Source organism: Gordonia sp. 135, from assembly GCF_009720185.1.
Classification (GTDB): domain Bacteria; phylum Actinomycetota; class Actinomycetes; order Mycobacteriales; family Mycobacteriaceae; genus Gordonia; species Gordonia alkanivorans.
The window spans coordinates 4875551-4892197 of sequence record NZ_CP046257.1 but is presented as its reverse complement, the minus strand read 5'-3'; the positions used below and the strand labels follow the sequence as shown (position 1 = coordinate 4892197).

The window sequence follows — 16647 nt, the reverse complement described above, 5'->3', positions numbered from 1 at the left end:
ATCGTCGTCTCGATCACCGGCGGGTGTCGATGACGGGGACCAGTGTGCCCCGGCGGATGGCCTTGTCGCTGGTGGCGATGGTCAGCCCCCGGCGAGTGGCCTGAGCGACGATCATGCGGTCGAACGGGTCGCGATGGTCCCACGCGAGTTGTCCGGCAAGTACTCCATCGATCGCGTCGATGGGTAGATCCATTGCTGCCATCGCCGCAATGGTTTCACTCCACGAGGACAAGAGGGGGCCTGCATCCAGGCGGCCCAGCCTGGTCTTGATCGCGATTTCCCAGGCCGATGCTGCCGAGACGTAGAGGTTGTTGGCGGGATCGCCGAGGATGTCCAGAGCTGACGGAGCGAGGCGGTCTGGGTCGGTCACGAGCCAGAGGAGAGCGTTGGTGTCGAGCAGGATGTCGGTCACGGCTTCGGTTCCCAGGCCTCGAGCTCGTCGTCGGGCAGCGGATCATCGAAATTGTCGGGAATCCTGATGCCAGGGAACTGTCCGAACCGGCGCGCCCGCGGCGTAGCGGGGGCGAGCACTGCCACAGGCCGACCATGGTTCGTGATGGTGACCGACTGTCCCGTCCGTTCGACTTCGGCCAGGACGGCGTTCAACCGGGCTTTGGCTTCGGTGCTGCTGATGTACTTCATGCCCGAGTGTAAGCCCATTCTGACTAGTGCAACCAGTCCGAAGGCCTTGGCGCCTTCAGAGCAGCAACAACCACACGAACCGCAGCACGATGGCACTGATCCCAAAGATCGCGGTGGCGATCAGCCATCGGCGGGCGAGACGGTCGGCGACCAACGGTTCCTGTCCGCGACGCAGATAGGTGAACGCCGACATGATCGCGCACACCGTCGCAGCCACGCCGCCGACGAGGACCAGCGTCAGCATCACCGTGTTCACCGTTGCACCCCATCGTCTGTGAGTGGTGCCCTCACACCACCCGCTTCAATTCGCCGGGTGTGACGTCGTCGTCTGCGGCCAGTGCCAGCACCTCACCGAACCCGGCGACCAGGCACTCGGCGAACAACTCCTGGTCGGTGATCGCGGCTCCGTCGGAATTGATTCCGAGGCAGGCGGTTCCGTTGTGGGTGATCATCGTGGCCATCATGGCGCAACCGGGGAGCGGGCCGAAGGGGAACATGCGCTCGACCTTGGCGCCGGCGACGTAGGTCTCCCAGGGGATTCCGGGGACGTTGCTGGCCTGGAGGTCGTTCTGGCTCGTCGTGCCGCTGAACCGCATCAGGACTGTGCCGGGCATCCAGGCCATCACCGATCCGAGGGTGTTGAAGATGTCGACCGCCGGTTCGTGGCGGGCTTGTCGGACCTGCTCGCGGATGGTGAGGACGCGCTCGAAGGGATCGGCGATGCCGACCGGACCGGCGAGGCGGCCCACGGCGATCCGGTTGCCGCCGGCGGGATCCTCCGGACGGCGCACCGAGATGGGGATCGCGACCGGGATGCTCTCGACCGGTGAGCCCATCTTCTCGTGATAGAGCCGGAATCCGCCGATCAGACCGGCGAGGTAGACATCGTTGACCGAGGAGCGGGCTGCGGTCGCGGCCGCCTTCAGATCGGCGAACGGCACCTCGAACGCGCTGAACCGCCACGACAGACTGCGGTGGGCCAACAACGGGGAACCCGGAGGACTGACGAGTCCGGCCACCCGCGGCACCGAACGGCCATAGCGCAGAGCGGTACTCAACGCCTGGCGCGGATTGGTCAGCGCGCGGACCCCGCGGAACGCGGTGTCGAGGCGGTGTGGAATTCGGCGAACCTCCTCGGCGATCTGTCGCTGGATCAGGTCGAGCGGTGTGATGTTCACCGGGTCGGGGCTCGGAGGCTGTGGCTTCTTCGGATTGTGGTCCCGGGTCGGCGAATGCAGTTGTGCCAGTCCGATGATCGCGCCGAGTCCGTCGGTGAGGGCGTGGTGTGCTTTCAGGAAGTACGCGGCTTTGCCGTCGGGCAACCCTTCGATCAGGTAGCCCTCCCACGGCGGGCGTGCCGCGTCGAGTGCAGTCATGGCCAGCTGTTCGCAGGTGGTCAGCAGTGCGCGTATGCTCCCGTCGCCGCCGAGGCGGATCCGGCGCAGGTGGTAGTGCAGGTCGAAGTCGGGATCGACTGCCCAGCTGGGTGTCCCGGTCCCGAAGGGGGAATCGACGACCCGCTGACGGAAGCGCGGAGCCATCCGGCTCGCCCACTCATGGGCGGCGACCAGGCGGTCCCAGTCGGGATCGCAGTCGTAGATCTCCAGCATGCAGATCGTGCCGCGCATACGACGGTCCGTGTCGCCGCGCCACATGATGGTGTCCACCGAGCTCATGTGCGGGTCGCTCGCCCAGTCCAGGGGACGGTCGACGCCTTCGGTGAGATCAGCCTCGTCGGCCATCGTCAGTTCTCCTCGGACGGTGTGTGCAGGGATTCCACCGAATCGTCGACGAATGACTCCAACGGCCAGTCGGCGAGCGCCGTGACATACATCTGGCGTACCTCCTCGGCGCGGGTGCCGATCTCGTCGGCCGTCCACTCGCTGGTGTCGATGGGTGGCAGGACCATCACCTCGACCGTACCCGGGCGAATGAGTTGCGCACCGCGCCACATCAATTCACCGGTGTTTCGTAGCACGACCGGGACGATCGGCACGCCGGCCTGCATGGCGATGTGGAACGGACCCTTCTTGAACTTCCCGATCCGCGGCGTCGGGGACCGCGTCCCCTCCGGCGACACGACCAGGGACATCCCTTCTTCGCGCAGCGCTTTCACCGCCGGTGCCAGTTGCTCGATGGCCTTGCCACGGTCGGCTCGATCGATGAAGACGAGCCCCGCCTGACGCAGGATCTCGCCGAGCACCGGGACGCGTTGGACCTCTTTCTTGGCAACGCCGGTCGCATCCGAGCGGACCAGGCTGATCATGACCGGGAGGTCAAGCTTCGACTGATGGTTGAACAGGAAGACGCACGGCCGGTCCGAGAAGAGGTACTCGCCGCCGTCGAGCACCTGTACGTGAACGCCGGCCAGGGACAACCCGACGTCGTTGCCGGTGGGCAGCGCCTCCACGAGCGCGTGCGGGTCGCGACGCACCAGACCGGCGGCGGCACCGACGGCGGCGGACGCGACGAACGAGCCGTAGAAGGCCCCGGTCCGGGCCAGCATCCCGAGACGGTTGTAGGTGGGGTTCTTCAGGTCGATGATCGGCCAGCCGCGGGACTCGGCCTCTGCGCGCAGGATTCGGCGGGGCGAGATCGCCGCCGGGTTGCCCACGGACTCCAAGTAGGGGATGTCCTCGTTGCCGTCGCTGTAGGCGAAGGACGCGTCGAGGTCGATGTCGTTCGCACGGGCCAACTCTCGGACCGCGGCTGCCTTACCCGGTCCCCAGAGCGGTCGGCCTTTGATGTTTCCGGTGACGACGCCGTCGACGACCTCGACATCGGTGGCGAGCGCGAAGTCCGCACCGATCTCGCGGGCGATCGGCTCGATCTGGAACCGGGTGGCCGACGACGCGATCACGATGGTGTGCCCCATCTCCCGGTGCGCACGCAGGATCTGCCACATCTGAGGACGCAGCTTGGCTGCGGTCTCGTACTTGAACAGGTGCTCGCCGAAGGCGATCAGCTCTGCGTAGGTCTTGCCCGCGAATGTGGGCCGCGTGGCCGCCAGGACCTCGGCGTAGTCCTGCTCCGATACGACGCCGCGCAGGCCGATCACCAGGAAGTCGGCGAGCTCGCCGAGTCCGAACTCCATGCTGCGCAACCGCGCCCGCATGATGGCGGCGGCGGAGAAGCCCTCGATCAGCGTGCCGTCGTAGTCGAAGAGCGCGGCCACCTTCTTGCCCGTCGGCGCGGAACGGATGGCCCGCATCCGGTCGGTGAACGCGCTCACCGCTCCTCCTCCCCGACGACGATCGGCTGCAGGTCCTCGATGGCCGCGATCCGTGCGAGCCGATCCCGCATCAGTTCGACCTCGTCGAGCCAGTTCTGGCGGGCGACGCGGAGATCGACAATGTCCTCACCGTGGATCAGGCCGCGGTTGTCGGCGAGACGATAGGCGCCGTCGTAGAGATCCTTGGACACCGAATCCTTGCTCCGCAGAACAGCTTGCAGCGCGAGCTGCCGACCCAGACCGAGGCAGTCCGCGATCAGCGCATCCTTCTCCTGGGCGGTGTTGCCCAGTTCCACCAATTTGGTCGCGACCACCAGCTGGGCGTCGAAGAACGGTTGGAGGGTGCGTCGCGCGAACAGTGCTCCGGTGTGGCCGTGCAACACCTCGTAGGTCCACTCCTGCGTGGGGGTGACCGCCCGCCAGCCAGGAGCGAGGAGGTCGAGTTCGATGCCGAGCCGATGCAGGAACTCGGTTTTGGGTGGGAAGAAGAACTCGAACTTGAGGAGGTCGCGGATGCGGAGGGCCTCGCGCTGTGCGGCGGTCAGCAGCGCCTCGTCGGGTGCCGGTGGGGAACCGACGTGGCTGCTCCGGATGGGGGTGCTCCCGGCCTTGACCTCGCCCTCGGCCAGCGCCAGCAAGCCCATCTCGACGATCGCGCGGTCGACGAAATGGTGCAGCGCGCCGTTGCGGTAATACGCTGCGACGGCCCGGTTCTCGGGAACCACCGACCAGACCTGTTCCGAACCGCCCTCGTAACAGCTGACCACGCCGTTACCGGCCAGCACGCGCAGCGTCCGGACGAGTCCGACGCCGCGGCAGAGCGCGGGATCGGGTCCGGGTAGGCCACGGCGGTCGATGTAGTCGAGCAGCGGAGCGAGGACGGCCTCGATCTCGGGCAGGGTGTACGCGCGGTCCTGTGCACCGAGCGCTGCGAAGCCGACGAGTGAGGTCGCGGTGATCGGTGTGGCAGAGTTGATCTCGTCCATCACGCGGAACGCGACCTTCTCCAGCTGCGCGGGCCCTTCGCCGACCTCTTCCAGCGTCTCCCGCAGCGAGATCGGGGTGCCGAAGCGGACTCTGGCCTCGCCGAGGTAGCTGCGTTGGGCCTTGGCGTAGCGCAGCAACCAGCCGACGCCCTCGGGCTTCTTGACGCCACCCGCGTCCTCGTCGGCGATCGCGCCGACCTCCTGCAACTGGTCGTAGACGATCGACGTGGGAACGATCGTCACGTCGGCGTCGTCGAGCTGTCCCGCGGCGTCGACGACGTAGTTCAGGAGTCCGAGCATCGGCTTGCGCAGCTTGCCCGTCCGGCTCCGGCCGCCCTCGATGTACCACTCGAGGTTGAACCGCTTCTCGATGATGTAGGCCAGATAGGAACGCATCGCGAACTTGTAGACCGGGTCCGACCCGAACTTGCGCCGGATGAAGATCATCCCCGCGCGCCGGGCGACCGGACCCACCGGCCAGAACGACAGATTGTTGCCACCCAGCACGAGGTTCGGCGGAAAGTCGTTGTTGCGCAGAACCGTTGCCAAGACCAACGGGTCCACGTAGGAACGGTGGGAGGGCAGGAAGACCAGGCCGGTCGACTTGTTCAGCGTCCTTAGCGAGTTCAGGGTGTCGACGTCGACGGCGACGTTCCAGGCGCGTTCGTGGAGACGGTTGAACGTCGCGGAGAAGATGTCGTCCATCAACCTGCTCTGCGTGGCGACGAATCCGGACAGTTTGTCGGTGGCCTCGGACACCACCGCATCGGTGGGTCGGCCGAGTTCGGCGGCGAGCTTGGCCGCGCCGCTCTGGAATCTGGCCGAGCTGCTGATCTGTTCGGCCACCAGGCGCGGAACCTTGTACCGGTCGCCGACGATCTGGCGTTCGGCACGTTCGGCCGAGACCGACGCCGCGATCCGGACGTACCGGTCGAAGGGTTCGCCCTCGGCCTGGTCGCGCGCATGCCGTTCGCGGAGCTCGGCGATGGTCGCCGGTTCTCCGGCCACCACGCGAAGAGCGTCGGGCCGGCGTCTGCGGATTATCGGCTGCATGAGGCCGAGCGGTCGACGCGGATTCGACAGCACCAGCACGTCGCCGAGGGTCACGCGACGCTCGCCCTGGCGCGCCGCCGGTAGCCAGACCGGCCGTACGGGCACGAGGAGCGTGTTCGGCGAGAGGGCGTCGAAATCGACGTCGGCGCCCTGCCGCACCTCGGCGTCCGGGTAGGCGTTCGCGGCCCAGTCGTTGACCGCGCGCATCTCACACGAGGTGCGGGCCTTGGTCAGGACCAGAACGGGATCGGACATCTGCATCACCCTCACGTCTCATCGTCGACACCGTGGCGCGCTTCTCCGCGGCGCGGTGTTCCCCATGTCCGTTGTCCGCAGGCGGCGATCGCCGCCCGGCAGACGCCGGCCCGCATGCCCATTGTGACTTGGCACACATCAGGCGGGGCCGGTTTCGGCGACGGCGCACTCTGTGGAGCCCGCACCCGCCCGCACGGCTAGGCTGTCCGTACTGCCTGGGGAGGAAACATGGGGATTCGAGGTCGTGCGGTGATGGCGCTGGGCGCGTCGGCCGCGATGATTGCGACGCCCGCGGTGGTGGCGGATGCGGCTGCGTTCACCGTGCGATCGGGAATGGCGATCAGCATCGACGACACGGTCGTCACCTCCAACAGCTGCACGCTCGGCGCGGTGATCTCCCGGACCAAGGCATTGACCGCGGGGCACTGCGGTGATGTGGGCCGCCCCGTGTTCGACCGCAAGGGGAACCGGATCGGGACGATCACCGCCAATCGCGTTGCGCAACGGCTCGACATCGCGGTCATCGGATTGGCTCCGCGTACCGCGGCGCGTATCGACCCGGTGGATTGGAATGCGAAGTTCGACCGGGGACAGCTGGTCTGGAAGTCGGGGATCACCACGGGTTACGGAACGGGCAAGGTCACCGATCCGGCCGAGGTGCTGCGGACGTCGCACGGCTTCTCGCTCGCACCGCCGTTCCTGACGAGGCACGACTCGTATTCGATTCAGACGAGCCTGCGTTCGGAGTCGGGAGACAGCGGCGCGGGTGTCCGGGACAGCCGGGGCCGGGTCGTCGGCATCCTGTCCTCGGCGACCCTCGAGGGCACGGTCGTCGTCCCGGTGTCACGTCTCCCGCGCGCACTCCGGTAACTGCAGGGCCGTGCGAAACCGATTCGATGCCGAACCCGGAAACGACGAAGCGCCCCATCTGGCCGGAGCCGGATGAGGCGCTTCGTGAAGTCAGGTGTGCTTAAAGCGCGCTGACGTTGGTTGCCTGCGGGCCCTTCTGGCCCTGCTCCACGTCGAATTCGACGCGCTGGTTCTCTTCGAGGTTGCGGAAGCCGCTACCGGTGATCGAAGAGTAGTGGACGAAAACATCGGCGCCCTGATCGTCGGGTGCGATGAAGCCGAAGCCCTTTTCGCCGTTGAACCACTTGACGGTTCCCTGTGCCATACTGCTGTACTTCTTTCTTCAGTTCAGCAGCCACCAAAACTGATGACCGCCCGCCAAGTGTGGCACAGAAAACCCGTCCTGGGAAACGGGGAGTGCGAAATTCCACAAAACAGGTGCGCAATGGCGGGTTCCGGGTGCCGACTCGGCGCGTTCAACCGCCGATCACGCGGAGCGCTTCACTCAGCTGGTCGGGGTCAGGGGCGTGACGAGCGACCTGAGTGGCTTCGACGTGTCCGACGCCACGTCCGGATCGATCGCGGCCCCCTGTGCCAGCGCCCTTTTGATGGCCATGTGCTCACGAGGATCATTGACGGTGTCGCCGGCGATGAGCACGTCGTCGCGGTAGTAGAGCACGGTGAGCCGATCCTCGGCGCCTCGGCGCACGACAAACCGGTCGTGGCCGTCCGAGATTCCGGCGATCTGGATCTTCAGCGCGCCCTGGTTGGACCAGAACCACGGCACTCCCCGCGCCGGGGGTTCCCGGTCGAGCAGGGTGTGGGCGGCGGTCCTGCCCTGTTCGACGGCGTTGTTCACCGACTCCACGGCGAGGAGTTCTCCCGGCCGATGCGGATGCGGTTGTAGGGTGCAGTCGCCGGCCGCCACGACGTACCGGTCACTGGTCCGGGCGTGGTCGTCGACGACGATCCCGGGGCAGCACCGCACGCCAATGAGTGTCGCGAGCTCAGTGGTCGGAACCGCGCCGATCCCGACGACGACGAGGTCAGCAGGGATCGATCGACCGTCGTCGAGGATGACGGAGTCGGCGCGTCCCCCGGTGACGCCGATGGCGGTCACCCCGCGGCCGGTCTCGATCCGGATGCCGGCGGTTTCGTGACTGTGCCGAACAAACGCCGATATGGGCTCGGCCACAACACGTCCCAGGACTCTGTCGGCGGCCTCGATGACCGTCACCGTCGCGCCGCGAGCTCGCGCCGCCGCGGCGACCTCGAGACCCACGAAGCCGCCGCCGACGATGACCACGTCGCGGGCGGTGTCGAGACCCGCGCGGATGACGTGCGCGTCGTCGATGGTGCGTAGTGCCACCACACCTTCGCCGTCGGCGCCGGGTACGGGCAACCGCCGGGGGACGGAACCGGTGGCCAGGGCGGTTCGGTCGAACGCGAGGACGGTGCCGTCGTCGAGGGTCGCGGCACCGCCGCCGTTGTCGTCGTCACAACGCTCGACCGACGCCACGGAACGGCCGGTGATGAGCCGGATGTCGTTGGCCGCGTAGAACTCCGGCGCACGCAACACCGCCGGCTCATCTCCGTCGACGAGAAATTCCTTGGACAGCGGAGGCCGCTGGTAGGGAGAGAAGGGTTCCGCGCCGACCAGGCAGATCTCGTCGCTGTGGCCCAACTCGCGAAGGGTCACCGCGATGCTGAGACCCGCCTCGCCGCCGCCGACGATCAGGATGCGCCCGCTCACTGCTCGGGTGCGATCGTCAGGACGAGCCCGTCGAGCTCATCGGTCATCCGGATCTGGCATGACAGCCGGCTGCACTCGGTCGCCGGGGTGAGTGCGTCTTCGAGCATCTCCTCCTCGAAGTCCTCGGCCGTGCCGGTGCGGTCGATGTCGCCGGGCTCGACGAACACGTGGCACGTCGCACAGGACAACCCACCCCCGCATTCGCCGATGATGCCGGGTACGCCGAACTTGACAGCCGTCTCCATCGCGGACGCGCCGGCTTTCGCCTCCAGCTGATGCTTGGTGCCGTCGGGGCTGATGAACGTGATGGTGGGCAACGCCAACTCCTCTATCCCTACCTGTTGCGATCTGTCGGTCCGAACTCAGAAGAGTTCGAAGTACTCGCGGTGCTCCCAGTCGGTCACGCCGTTGACGTAGGTCGACTCGTCCGGGTTCTCGGCGACCCACGCGTCGTACCGGCTGACCTCGCTGCGCTTCATCGTGACCAGGTAGTCGATGAATCCGTCCCCGAAAGCCTTGCGGTAGAACCCGTCCTGCTCGAGCACGTCGATGGCCTCGGCCAGCGAACCCGGCAGCTGGGGAACGTCGGCGCTGTACGGGTCATCGCTGACCGGACCGGGGTCGGTGCGGTTGAGGATGCCGTCGAGACCGGCGGCGGCCTGGGCCGCGATGTAGAGATAGGGGTTGGCCGCGGAGTCCCCGACGCGGTTCTCCACGTGAGAGGCCATGTCCCCCGGGGCGCTGATGACGCGCATCATCGCGGCACGGTTGTCCTGCCCCCAGGCGAGGCGGTCCGGGGCAAGCGAGTACGGCCGACGACGGCGGTAACCGTTGATCGTCGGGGTGGTGAACACCGACGCCGCCGCACCGTGGGCGAGGGTGCCGCCGACGTAGTTGGCACCGAGTTCGGAGAGGGGGGTGTCGCCGGTGGGGACCATCAGGTTCGCGCCGGTCTCCTTGTCCGCGACCGACGTGTGCAGGTGCCAGCCGTTGGCGTAGAAGCCCGCGATCGCGGGTGTGCACATGAAGGATGCGAGATGGCCGTTGCGCTTGGCGATCTGCTTGGTCGTGGTGCGGAACAATGCTGCCGCGTCGGCGGCTGCCAGCCCGTCGAGGATGTCGAAGGTGGTCTCCATCTGGCTGGGCGCCCACTCGTCGTCGAACGAACGGATCGGCAAGCCCATGTCCGACAGTGCGTTCCGGATCGGACGCAGGATGTCGTCGACCTCGTCGAGGTGGTCGACGAGCAGGTAGTTGTAGCCGCGCGCGACCGGAGCGACTGACGGCGGGTCGGCCGGGGAGCCGGGTGCGCCCAGCGAACATGTGCCCAGCCCGTTGTCGACGACCTTGGTGAGGTACCACTCCATCTCGATGCCGGCGACCAGCTTGTAGCCGTTCGACGCCATCTCGGCCAGCGTGTTCTTCAGGATGGTGCGCGGTGCGAGCGGGAACGGCTTGCCATCGGACATGTAGAGGTCGCAGAAGACCAGGGCCGTCTTCTCGGCCCACGGCAACACGGTGAAGGTGCCGGGGTCGGGGACCATCTTGACGTTCGGGCTGCCGCCGAGGCCGTCGAAGTCGAACCCGCCGTCGGGGCTGAACGGGTTGAACACGATGGCGTTGGCGGTGTCGAAGAAGAACGGGGCCATGGTGATCTCGTTGCCGGCCTTCATCGCGGCCAAGAATGCCGGGACGGTGAGGGCCTTGCCGCGCAGCAGACCGTGCTGGTCGGGCCAGACCACGCGGACGACCTCGATGCCCTCGCGGTTGATGGTGTCGATGGCGTGCTCTGCCGCACGGTGGTCTTCGGGTCGGTACAGGTCGTACTTCTCGACGAACTTCGCTGCGGTCATGAGAACCTCCTGGAGTGGTGACGGGTGGTGCGGATCTGGTCGGGATGGTCGATCGGTCAGGGGCGGGCGGGATCTCGTACCGGCACGTCGTCGAGCCAGGTGTCGAGGAGGCGGCGCCCCGGTTGGGGACCGCCGGTCGGGATGGATTCGCGGATGGCGTCGACGTCGACGCCGAACTGTCGGAGTTTGGGTCCCTCGAGGGCGAGTAGGGCGTCGATGCCCGCACCGTCGAGTTCGGGATGGAACTGGATCGCCGTGGACGTTCCGAGGCGCCAGGCCTGGAGGTAACGGTCACTGCGGGCCAGGATCTCCGCGTCCGGCGGAGGCTCCGCCGAATCGGAGTGGAAGGAGAAGAACGTGCCGTTGAGCAACGACTTCGGGTTGGTCGCAATGACATCGATGAAACCGCACTCCAGGCCGCTGTCCCCGGGACGCGATCGCCCACCGAGCGCGTCGGCGAGCAATTGCGAACCGAGACACAGGCCGAGAAGCGGGATCTCGCGTGCATAGACGTCACGAAGGTAGGCGACCTCGTCGGCGAGGTACGGATGGCTCTCGCCGTCATAAGCGCTCTGCGGCCCACCGAGCACGACGAGCGCCTCGACAACGTCGGCGTCGGGTAGCGGATCCCCGCGGAAGGGCCCGACCACCGACATCGTCCAGCCGCCGGCGACCGCGGATTCCTCGAGGACTCCGATCGACGGATTGTTCACGTGGGTGATCACGGTGAGCGTACGGGTACTCATGGTTGTGGCCTCGCCTCGATCGGCGTCGACCACGGTTGCCAGTGATCGATCTTGGCGAGGGCGGCGAGGAGTTCCGTCGCCGCAGTCCGGTCGATCGCCACCCAGTCGCTACCGGGGGCCACCCCGTACGGGGTGTAGTCCCAGATGTCGAGGGCGCGCACCGCGGCCACGAGAGGCCGTGAAGCGGCGACCTCGCGCTCGATACGTCCCACCCGTGCGCGCAGCAGTCCCAGCTCTGCGGTCAACGTGTCGACTGCCTGGGCGAGATCGGCTTGCCCTGCGGCGGACGAGGTTTCGATATCCATGGTCAGAACACCAGGGTCAGGTTCTCGTGATACTGCTCGGAGTCGATGAGGTTGACCGACTTGAGCCGAATCCGCCAGCCGTCGTCGGTCTCGCGCAGCACATGCCCGTACCAGCCGGTGTAGGTCTTCGCGGTGCCCGCGCGCATCTCGTGGACGACGAAGTTGGAGCGCACGTACCGGAGCCCGTCCGGATGGTCGAGACATTCGACGTTGGTGATCAGTCGTCGTGTGCGTGACGGCGGCAGCTGGCTGTAGGCCAGACCGGTCCGCAACCAGTAGACGCGGTCGGTGAGACGACGATGGTCGTCGAAGGCGTGACTGACCTCGCGACGGGGGTCGCCACCACCGGCCGTGACCGGAACCCAGTACAGGCAGTCCCCGGTGAACAGGTCGAGCCAGTCATTGAAACGGCCACTGTCGATCAGGCGGGCCTCGGCGAACAGGAACGACTGCGCGCCATGCCATTCGGTCGGCTGAGAGATGGGCCAGTCGTCGGACAGGACCTGTCGGAATCGGTCGAGCTCGTCGTACCAGTCGGCGTCGACGTGGTACGAGAACGACGATGTGTCGGCGTAGGTGTCCGGGAGGCGGTCGAGATTCATCGCTGTGCTCCTCGCATCCGGCGCTGCCACTCCTCGTAGTAGCCGCGCATGTGGATCTCATCGGTGACCGCGCTGCGGATCACGCCGTCGTGCTCGACGGTCTGCCAGTCGGCTTCGAGGCCGCGGTTCATGAAGACCCACTCGGCTTCCGGCGCGGCCAGACCGCGTTGCGCCTCTTCGAAATTGGCCTGGTCGTCGGGTTCGCCGAAAGCGGGGAAGTCCTCTTGGGAGCGCATCCGCATGGTGTTGATCTCGTCGGGGACACCGCCGATCGAGGTGGCATGCCAGGTGAGCTGGGTGCGGTCGACCGCGAGCGGCTCGACGACCTGGATCTGGTTTCCGATGACCAGCAGGTTGGGGAAGATGCTCAGGTTGATCTGCGCACCGATGGCCAGGTCGAGGAGCCGGTCGGCGTCGTCACCGTGTTCGGCGCGCACCTTCTCCTCGAACCGCTCGCGGCCCGGCTGGGGGCGCTGATTGGCCCAGAAGCTGCCCGGGCCCTCGTACACGGGACGCTGATCGATGACGCTGTGCCCGTTGCCCAGCGAGTACACCTTCATCGGTCCGTCGTCGGGGGTCTTGCCGAAGTACGACATGTCCTTCGAATCGCCCATACGAGAGGCCATTTCGAGCAGGGATCGGTGGGAGAACGCGGGATGGTAACCGTCGCCGGCATTGTCGAACGCCAGCTTCCAGTTGCCGCGGTAACCCATCCGGTAGGCCGCAGACTTCACCACGACGTCACTGGTGGGGGAGCGGTCGATCCAGTAGTCGAGCCAGGGCCGGGCGTGTCCGAGCCACTCGTCGACCGGAGGGGCGTCGGTGTTCATCGTGCCGAAGATGAAGCCGCGGTAGCTCTCGACGCGGGGGACGACGGTGAGGCCGAACCGCTCCTTGTCGAGTTCGCCGTATCCCGACGGCCACGGTGCGCCGACCAGCTCACCGGTGTTCCGGAACGTCCAGCCGTGGTATGGGCACTGGAAGCTCTTCGCGGTGCCCGACTCCTCGCGGCACACCGTCGCCGCACGGTGGGCGCACCGGTTGAAGACCGCGTGCAGGCCACCCTTGCGATCGCGGGTGACGATGACGGGTCGGAGGCCCATGCGGACCGACAGGAACGAGTTGGGGTCGGGTACCTGGGACTCGTGGGCGAGGTACACCCACGACTGACCGCCGAAGACCTTCACCATCTCCTCGTCGAAGACGGCGGAGTCGACGTAAAGCGTGCGGTGGACGCGGTCGTGCTGAATGAGATCGGACCATCGGCCATCGAGGGGGGCGGTCGTCTGCGGTGCATCCCACGTGGTGGTGGGTGCGTGCGACGGGCTGTTCTGCAAGGTCATCGCTGCTTCCTGGTCGAGCTGAACCGGGGGATGTGAGTGACGTTACATCTGTTACGCGGGATTGTGTAGACGTAACGTGTAAAACGTTTGTTTCCGGGTATTTGGACTCTTGCCCGTCTAGGATGCGCGGATCGTGGGCGTGGGCAGCGGTCTCGGTCCGTCCCGACCCGACCACGACAACTAGACTTCGCCCATGGCTCAGGGTGCACCGCTGGAGGGGACCGTCGCGCAACGCATCCGTCAGGTACGCGGATCGTTGGCCCCCGGTGAACTTCGGGTGGTCGCGGCCCTCACCGACGGGTATCCCACCGCAGGTCTCGTTCCCATCGCGCAACTCGCGGCGGAGGCGCAGGTCTCCGCGCCGACGGCGTTGCGCCTGGTGAGCAAACTCGGCTTCCCCGGTTACGGCGCGTTTCAGGAGTCCCTGCGCGCGGAGGTTCAGACGCGGTTGTTCTCCCCGGTGACGGTGTACCCGACCGACGATCCCGGCGTCGACCGGGCCGGGCCGGCGGATGACGCCGACCTCGCCGATGCGCTGGCGCTCTACACCGACGGTGTCCGGGCGACCATCAACAATCTGTCGCGGGCCGACCTGGCCGGCGCGGTTGCCGCGCTCGCCGACACCGATCGGCGCGTGATGCTCCTGGGCGGCCGGTTCACCTCGGTGCTGGCCGCCGAGTTACACCAGTATCTCCGGATGCTCCGGTCGGGTGTCGTTCTGGTGCAACCGAATTCGGGCGACCGGATGGCCGCGATGACCGATGTCGACGATCGCACCGTGGCTGTCCTCTTCGACTACCGGCGGTACCAGCAGACCACGATCGAATGGGGACTGCGCGCTGCCGAGCGCGGCGCGGAACTCGTGTTGATCACCGACGTCTACCTGTCACCGCTGGCGTCGCAGGCCGCGTCGGTCCTGACGACCAGTCACACCGGTCCGGGCCCCTTCGATTCCATGGCGCACGGCTTCGTCCTCGCCGAGCTGCTGGTCTCGCTGGTGACGAAAGAGCTCGGGGAGCCGGCGCGGAACCGACTCGCCGACTTCGAGGAGATGCAGCTCGCCGAGGAACGGCAGCGTCGCCTTCCGCGTAAGGGTTGACGCATCGGAGCAGGTCAGGGGTGGTCAGGAATATCCCCCGCCTCCGCGTGCCTTGAACCTGAACATGGTCGTGCGAGTCCGGGCCCGCGTGTCGGATGACCGGCGACCCGCCTGTCGAGGTAGGCCCTCGTCTCGCTGCAACGAAAGGACAGATCGCGTATGACAGTCCCCAACATCACGCTCAACAACGGCATCACCATCCCGCAGTTGGGATTTGGCGTGTTCCAGGTTCCGCCGGAGGACACCAGGGCCGCGACGCTGACCGCTTTCGAGGTCGGCTACCGGCACATCGACACCGCCGAGATGTACGGCAACGAGAAGGGCGTCGGCGAGGCGCTGCGCGAGTCAGGCCTCGCCCGCGACGAAGTCTTCATCACCAGCAAGCTCAACAACGGCTTCCACGACTTCGACGACGCGCTCAAGGCGCTCGACCGGACCAATGCCGATCTCGGCGTCGACCAGGTCGACCTGTTCCTGATCCACTGGCCATTGCCCGAGGTGGGCGACTACGTCCAGACCTGGAAGGCGCTGGAGAAGGCCTACGCCGACGGCAAGGCACGTGCCATCGGTGTCTCGAACTTCCAGCAGGCGCACCTGCGGCGCCTGTTCGACGAAACCGACGTGGTTCCGGCCGTGAACCAGATCGAGGTCCATCCGTACCTGTCGCAGAATCCTCTGCGGGCCTTCAATTTCGAGCACGGTATCGCCACCGAGGCATGGTCACCCATTGCGCAGGGCAAGGTCGTCGACGACCCGGTGATCACGAAGATCGCGGAGGCCAAGGGACGTTCGGCCGCCCAGGTCACGCTCCGGTGGCACATCCAGCGCGGCGACATCGTTTTCCCCAAGTCGGTGACGCGCGCCCGCGTCGAGGAGAACTTCGCGCTCTTCGACTTCGAGCTGTCCGACGACGAGGTCTCAGCGATCGAGGGCCTCAACGCCGATGAGCGCATCGGCCCCGATCCGGACACGTTCAACTACATCCCCTGACCTGACCTGTCGGGGCGCTAGCGGGCGGACCACCCGAACAGGTGGCCCGCCCGTTTTCTGCCTCCTCCTCAGTGGCCGGCTCGTCTGGTCAGCGAGGCACGCAACTGGCTGAACCGGAAGAGCGCGGGTTCGCCGACCGTCAACTGGTATCTCTCGATCACCTCGGCGACGAACCGGTCGGTCTCCGAGTCGGGGAGCCGGTTCGTCCAGTCCGGGGAGCCGACGGTGAACCAGGCGTGGAAGTCCTCGACGGAATCGAACGTCCAGGACAGGTTCTTCACCGTCAGGTCGTCGACGGTGAAGCCGGCCGCGGTGGCGAGTTCACCGAAACGGGCGGGCTCCACATGTTCGTACGGCGCGTCGAATGCCTCGAAACTTCCGGCCCACTGCGGATCGGTCGCGACCTGCATGGCGACGTCCTCGATGCTCGGCCGGTCGGTCGCGCAGACCATCTGCAGCACCGCGCGCCCGCCGTCGACGAGGCTTCGCGCAATCTGCCGCAACGCCTCTCCCTGGTCGTGCACCCAGTGCAGGGCGTTGAAGGAGACCGCGATGTCGAAGTCCTGGTCGAATGGCAAGGCCAGCACGTCGTCGACGTGGAACTGAACACGCAGCGTGTCGAATGGCACCCGCGCCAGGGCACGGTCGATCATCCGGTGGGAGGCGTCGACGCCGACCACCGATCCCTCGGGCAATCGCTCCGCCAGCAGCATCGTGATGAACCCGTCCCCGCAGCCGACGTCGAGCAGACGTTCGTTCCCGATGAGCGCGAGACCGGAGATCGACTCCTCGGCGACCATGCGTTGGAGCCCACTCACCTTCGCGTACCGTGCACCATCCCAGTCGGCCATCGCTTCTCCCGCCGTCGGAGCATCGGCCTCCATGGTCCACCGCTCCAGGCGGGTGCGGGCGGGTTCGCCTGAAACCGGGGCGCCCCTC

General features: G+C 66.8%; 18 protein-coding genes. 3 read left to right on the top strand and 15 right to left on the bottom strand.

Features of this window, described 5'->3' with window-relative positions:
• Positions 1–13 precede the first annotated feature (13 nt).
• The 6 genes from GKZ92_RS22110 to GKZ92_RS22085 are packed head-to-tail and all read right to left on the bottom strand — an operon-like array spanning position 14 to position 6174.
• Positions 14–412, bottom strand: a complete 399-nt coding sequence (locus GKZ92_RS22110; RefSeq protein WP_035754001.1) for a type II toxin-antitoxin system VapC family toxin — start codon at positions 410–412, stop codon at positions 14–16.
• Positions 409–642: a type II toxin-antitoxin system Phd/YefM family antitoxin gene (locus GKZ92_RS22105; RefSeq protein WP_035754052.1), complete on the bottom strand. Its 234-nt coding sequence runs from the start codon at positions 640–642 to the stop codon at positions 409–411. Before GKZ92_RS22105 ends, GKZ92_RS22110 begins: the two co-directional genes overlap by 4 nt.
• Before the next feature lie 55 nt (positions 643–697).
• On the bottom strand, positions 698–898 hold the full coding sequence (locus GKZ92_RS22100) for a hypothetical protein (protein ID WP_155225643.1): 201 nt from the start codon (positions 896–898) through the stop codon (positions 698–700).
• A gap of 31 nt (positions 899–929) precedes the next feature.
• Positions 930–2384, bottom strand: a complete 1455-nt coding sequence (locus GKZ92_RS22095) for a wax ester/triacylglycerol synthase domain-containing protein (RefSeq protein ID WP_035754002.1) — start codon at positions 2382–2384, stop codon at positions 930–932.
• Between the two features lie 2 nt (positions 2385–2386).
• Positions 2387–3874, bottom strand: a complete 1488-nt coding sequence (locus tag GKZ92_RS22090) for an HAD-IB family hydrolase (RefSeq protein ID WP_035754003.1) — start codon at positions 3872–3874, stop codon at positions 2387–2389.
• Positions 3871–6174, bottom strand: coding sequence for a glycerol-3-phosphate 1-O-acyltransferase (locus GKZ92_RS22085; RefSeq protein ID WP_035754004.1), 2304 nt, complete (start codon positions 6172–6174; stop codon positions 3871–3873). The genes GKZ92_RS22090 and GKZ92_RS22085 overlap by 4 nt, the downstream gene beginning before the upstream one ends.
• 222 nt (positions 6175–6396) lie before the next feature.
• Between GKZ92_RS22085 and GKZ92_RS22080 the strand changes: the two genes are divergently transcribed.
• The gene (locus GKZ92_RS22080; protein WP_155225642.1) at positions 6397–7038 is read left to right on the top strand and encodes a trypsin-like peptidase domain-containing protein; all 642 of its coding nucleotides are present in this window, start codon (positions 6397–6399) and stop codon (positions 7036–7038) included.
• Between the two features lie 100 nt (positions 7039–7138).
• Here the strand turns inward: GKZ92_RS22080 and GKZ92_RS22075 are convergent, their stop codons facing one another.
• The 8 genes from GKZ92_RS22075 to GKZ92_RS22040 all read right to left on the bottom strand — a co-directional run bounded on the left by GKZ92_RS22075 (position 7139) and on the right by GKZ92_RS22040 (position 13619).
• The gene (locus GKZ92_RS22075) at positions 7139–7342 is read right to left on the bottom strand and encodes a cold-shock protein (protein WP_005193773.1); all 204 of its coding nucleotides are present in this window, start codon (positions 7340–7342) and stop codon (positions 7139–7141) included.
• Positions 7343–7522: 180 nt separating this feature from the next.
• Positions 7523–8770: an NAD(P)/FAD-dependent oxidoreductase gene (locus GKZ92_RS22070; RefSeq protein WP_155225641.1), complete on the bottom strand. Its 1248-nt coding sequence runs from the start codon at positions 8768–8770 to the stop codon at positions 7523–7525.
• A complete protein-coding gene (locus tag GKZ92_RS22065) occupies positions 8767–9087 on the bottom strand; it encodes a 2Fe-2S iron-sulfur cluster-binding protein (RefSeq protein WP_035754009.1) in 321 nt (106 codons plus the stop codon). Before GKZ92_RS22065 ends, GKZ92_RS22070 begins: the two co-directional genes overlap by 4 nt.
• A gap of 45 nt (positions 9088–9132) precedes the next feature.
• Positions 9133–10623, bottom strand: coding sequence for a glutamine synthetase family protein (locus GKZ92_RS22060; protein WP_155225640.1), 1491 nt, complete (start codon positions 10621–10623; stop codon positions 9133–9135).
• A 56-nt stretch (positions 10624–10679) separates the two neighbouring features.
• Positions 10680–11369 carry a type 1 glutamine amidotransferase gene (locus GKZ92_RS22055; RefSeq protein ID WP_155225639.1) on the bottom strand — a complete coding sequence of 230 codons (690 nt, stop codon included), beginning with the start codon at positions 11367–11369 and terminating at the stop codon, positions 10680–10682.
• Positions 11366–11674: a hypothetical protein gene (locus GKZ92_RS22050; RefSeq protein WP_035754013.1), complete on the bottom strand. Its 309-nt coding sequence runs from the start codon at positions 11672–11674 to the stop codon at positions 11366–11368. The genes GKZ92_RS22055 and GKZ92_RS22050 overlap by 4 nt, the downstream gene beginning before the upstream one ends.
• Before the next feature lie 2 nt (positions 11675–11676).
• Positions 11677–12276, bottom strand: a complete 600-nt coding sequence (locus GKZ92_RS22045) for an aromatic-ring-hydroxylating dioxygenase subunit beta (protein ID WP_155225638.1) — start codon at positions 12274–12276, stop codon at positions 11677–11679.
• Positions 12273–13619, bottom strand: coding sequence for an aromatic ring-hydroxylating oxygenase subunit alpha (locus GKZ92_RS22040; protein WP_155225637.1), 1347 nt, complete (start codon positions 13617–13619; stop codon positions 12273–12275). Before GKZ92_RS22040 ends, GKZ92_RS22045 begins: the two co-directional genes overlap by 4 nt.
• 193 nt (positions 13620–13812) lie before the next feature.
• Between GKZ92_RS22040 and GKZ92_RS22035 the strand changes: the two genes are divergently transcribed.
• Both GKZ92_RS22035 and GKZ92_RS22030 read left to right on the top strand, forming a co-directional pair.
• The gene (locus tag GKZ92_RS22035; protein ID WP_006357776.1) at positions 13813–14718 is read left to right on the top strand and encodes a MurR/RpiR family transcriptional regulator; all 906 of its coding nucleotides are present in this window, start codon (positions 13813–13815) and stop codon (positions 14716–14718) included.
• Between the two features lie 159 nt (positions 14719–14877).
• Positions 14878–15708 carry an aldo/keto reductase gene (locus GKZ92_RS22030; RefSeq protein ID WP_035754016.1) on the top strand — a complete coding sequence of 277 codons (831 nt, stop codon included), beginning with the start codon at positions 14878–14880 and terminating at the stop codon, positions 15706–15708.
• A 68-nt stretch (positions 15709–15776) separates the two neighbouring features.
• Here GKZ92_RS22030 and GKZ92_RS22025 read toward each other — a convergent pair whose 3' ends face one another.
• Positions 15777–16559, bottom strand: a complete 783-nt coding sequence (locus GKZ92_RS22025; protein ID WP_042376000.1) for a class I SAM-dependent methyltransferase — start codon at positions 16557–16559, stop codon at positions 15777–15779.
• Positions 16560–16647 lie beyond the last annotated feature (88 nt).

Bases quoted from the DNA above. Each gene is read 5' to 3' on its own strand.
- GKZ92_RS22085 (WP_035754004.1), bottom strand. From the start codon at position 6,174: ATGCAGATGTCCGATCCCGTTCTGGTCCTGACCAAGGCCCGCACCTCG.
- GKZ92_RS22095 (WP_035754002.1), bottom strand. From the start codon at position 2,384: ATGGCCGACGAGGCTGATCTCACCGAAGGCGTCGACCGTCCCCTGGAC.
- GKZ92_RS22060 (WP_155225640.1), bottom strand. From the start codon at position 10,623: ATGACCGCAGCGAAGTTCGTCGAGAAGTACGACCTGTACCGACCCGAA.
- GKZ92_RS22030 (WP_035754016.1), top strand. From the start codon at position 14,878: ATGACAGTCCCCAACATCACGCTCAACAACGGCATCACCATCCCGCAG.
- GKZ92_RS22025 (WP_042376000.1), bottom strand. From the start codon at position 16,559: ATGGCCGACTGGGATGGTGCACGGTACGCGAAGGTGAGTGGGCTCCAA.
- GKZ92_RS22040 (WP_155225637.1), bottom strand. From the start codon at position 13,619: ATGACCTTGCAGAACAGCCCGTCGCACGCACCCACCACCACGTGGGAT.
- GKZ92_RS22105 (WP_035754052.1), bottom strand. From the start codon at position 642: ATGAAGTACATCAGCAGCACCGAAGCCAAAGCCCGGTTGAACGCCGTC.
- GKZ92_RS22055 (WP_155225639.1), bottom strand. From the start codon at position 11,369: ATGAGTACCCGTACGCTCACCGTGATCACCCACGTGAACAATCCGTCG.
- GKZ92_RS22080 (WP_155225642.1), top strand. From the start codon at position 6,397: ATGGGGATTCGAGGTCGTGCGGTGATGGCGCTGGGCGCGTCGGCCGCG.
- GKZ92_RS22035 (WP_006357776.1), top strand. From the start codon at position 13,813: ATGGCTCAGGGTGCACCGCTGGAGGGGACCGTCGCGCAACGCATCCGT.
- GKZ92_RS22050 (WP_035754013.1), bottom strand. From the start codon at position 11,674: ATGGATATCGAAACCTCGTCCGCCGCAGGGCAAGCCGATCTCGCCCAG.
- GKZ92_RS22045 (WP_155225638.1), bottom strand. From the start codon at position 12,276: ATGAATCTCGACCGCCTCCCGGACACCTACGCCGACACATCGTCGTTC.
- GKZ92_RS22075 (WP_005193773.1), bottom strand. From the start codon at position 7,342: ATGGCACAGGGAACCGTCAAGTGGTTCAACGGCGAAAAGGGCTTCGGC.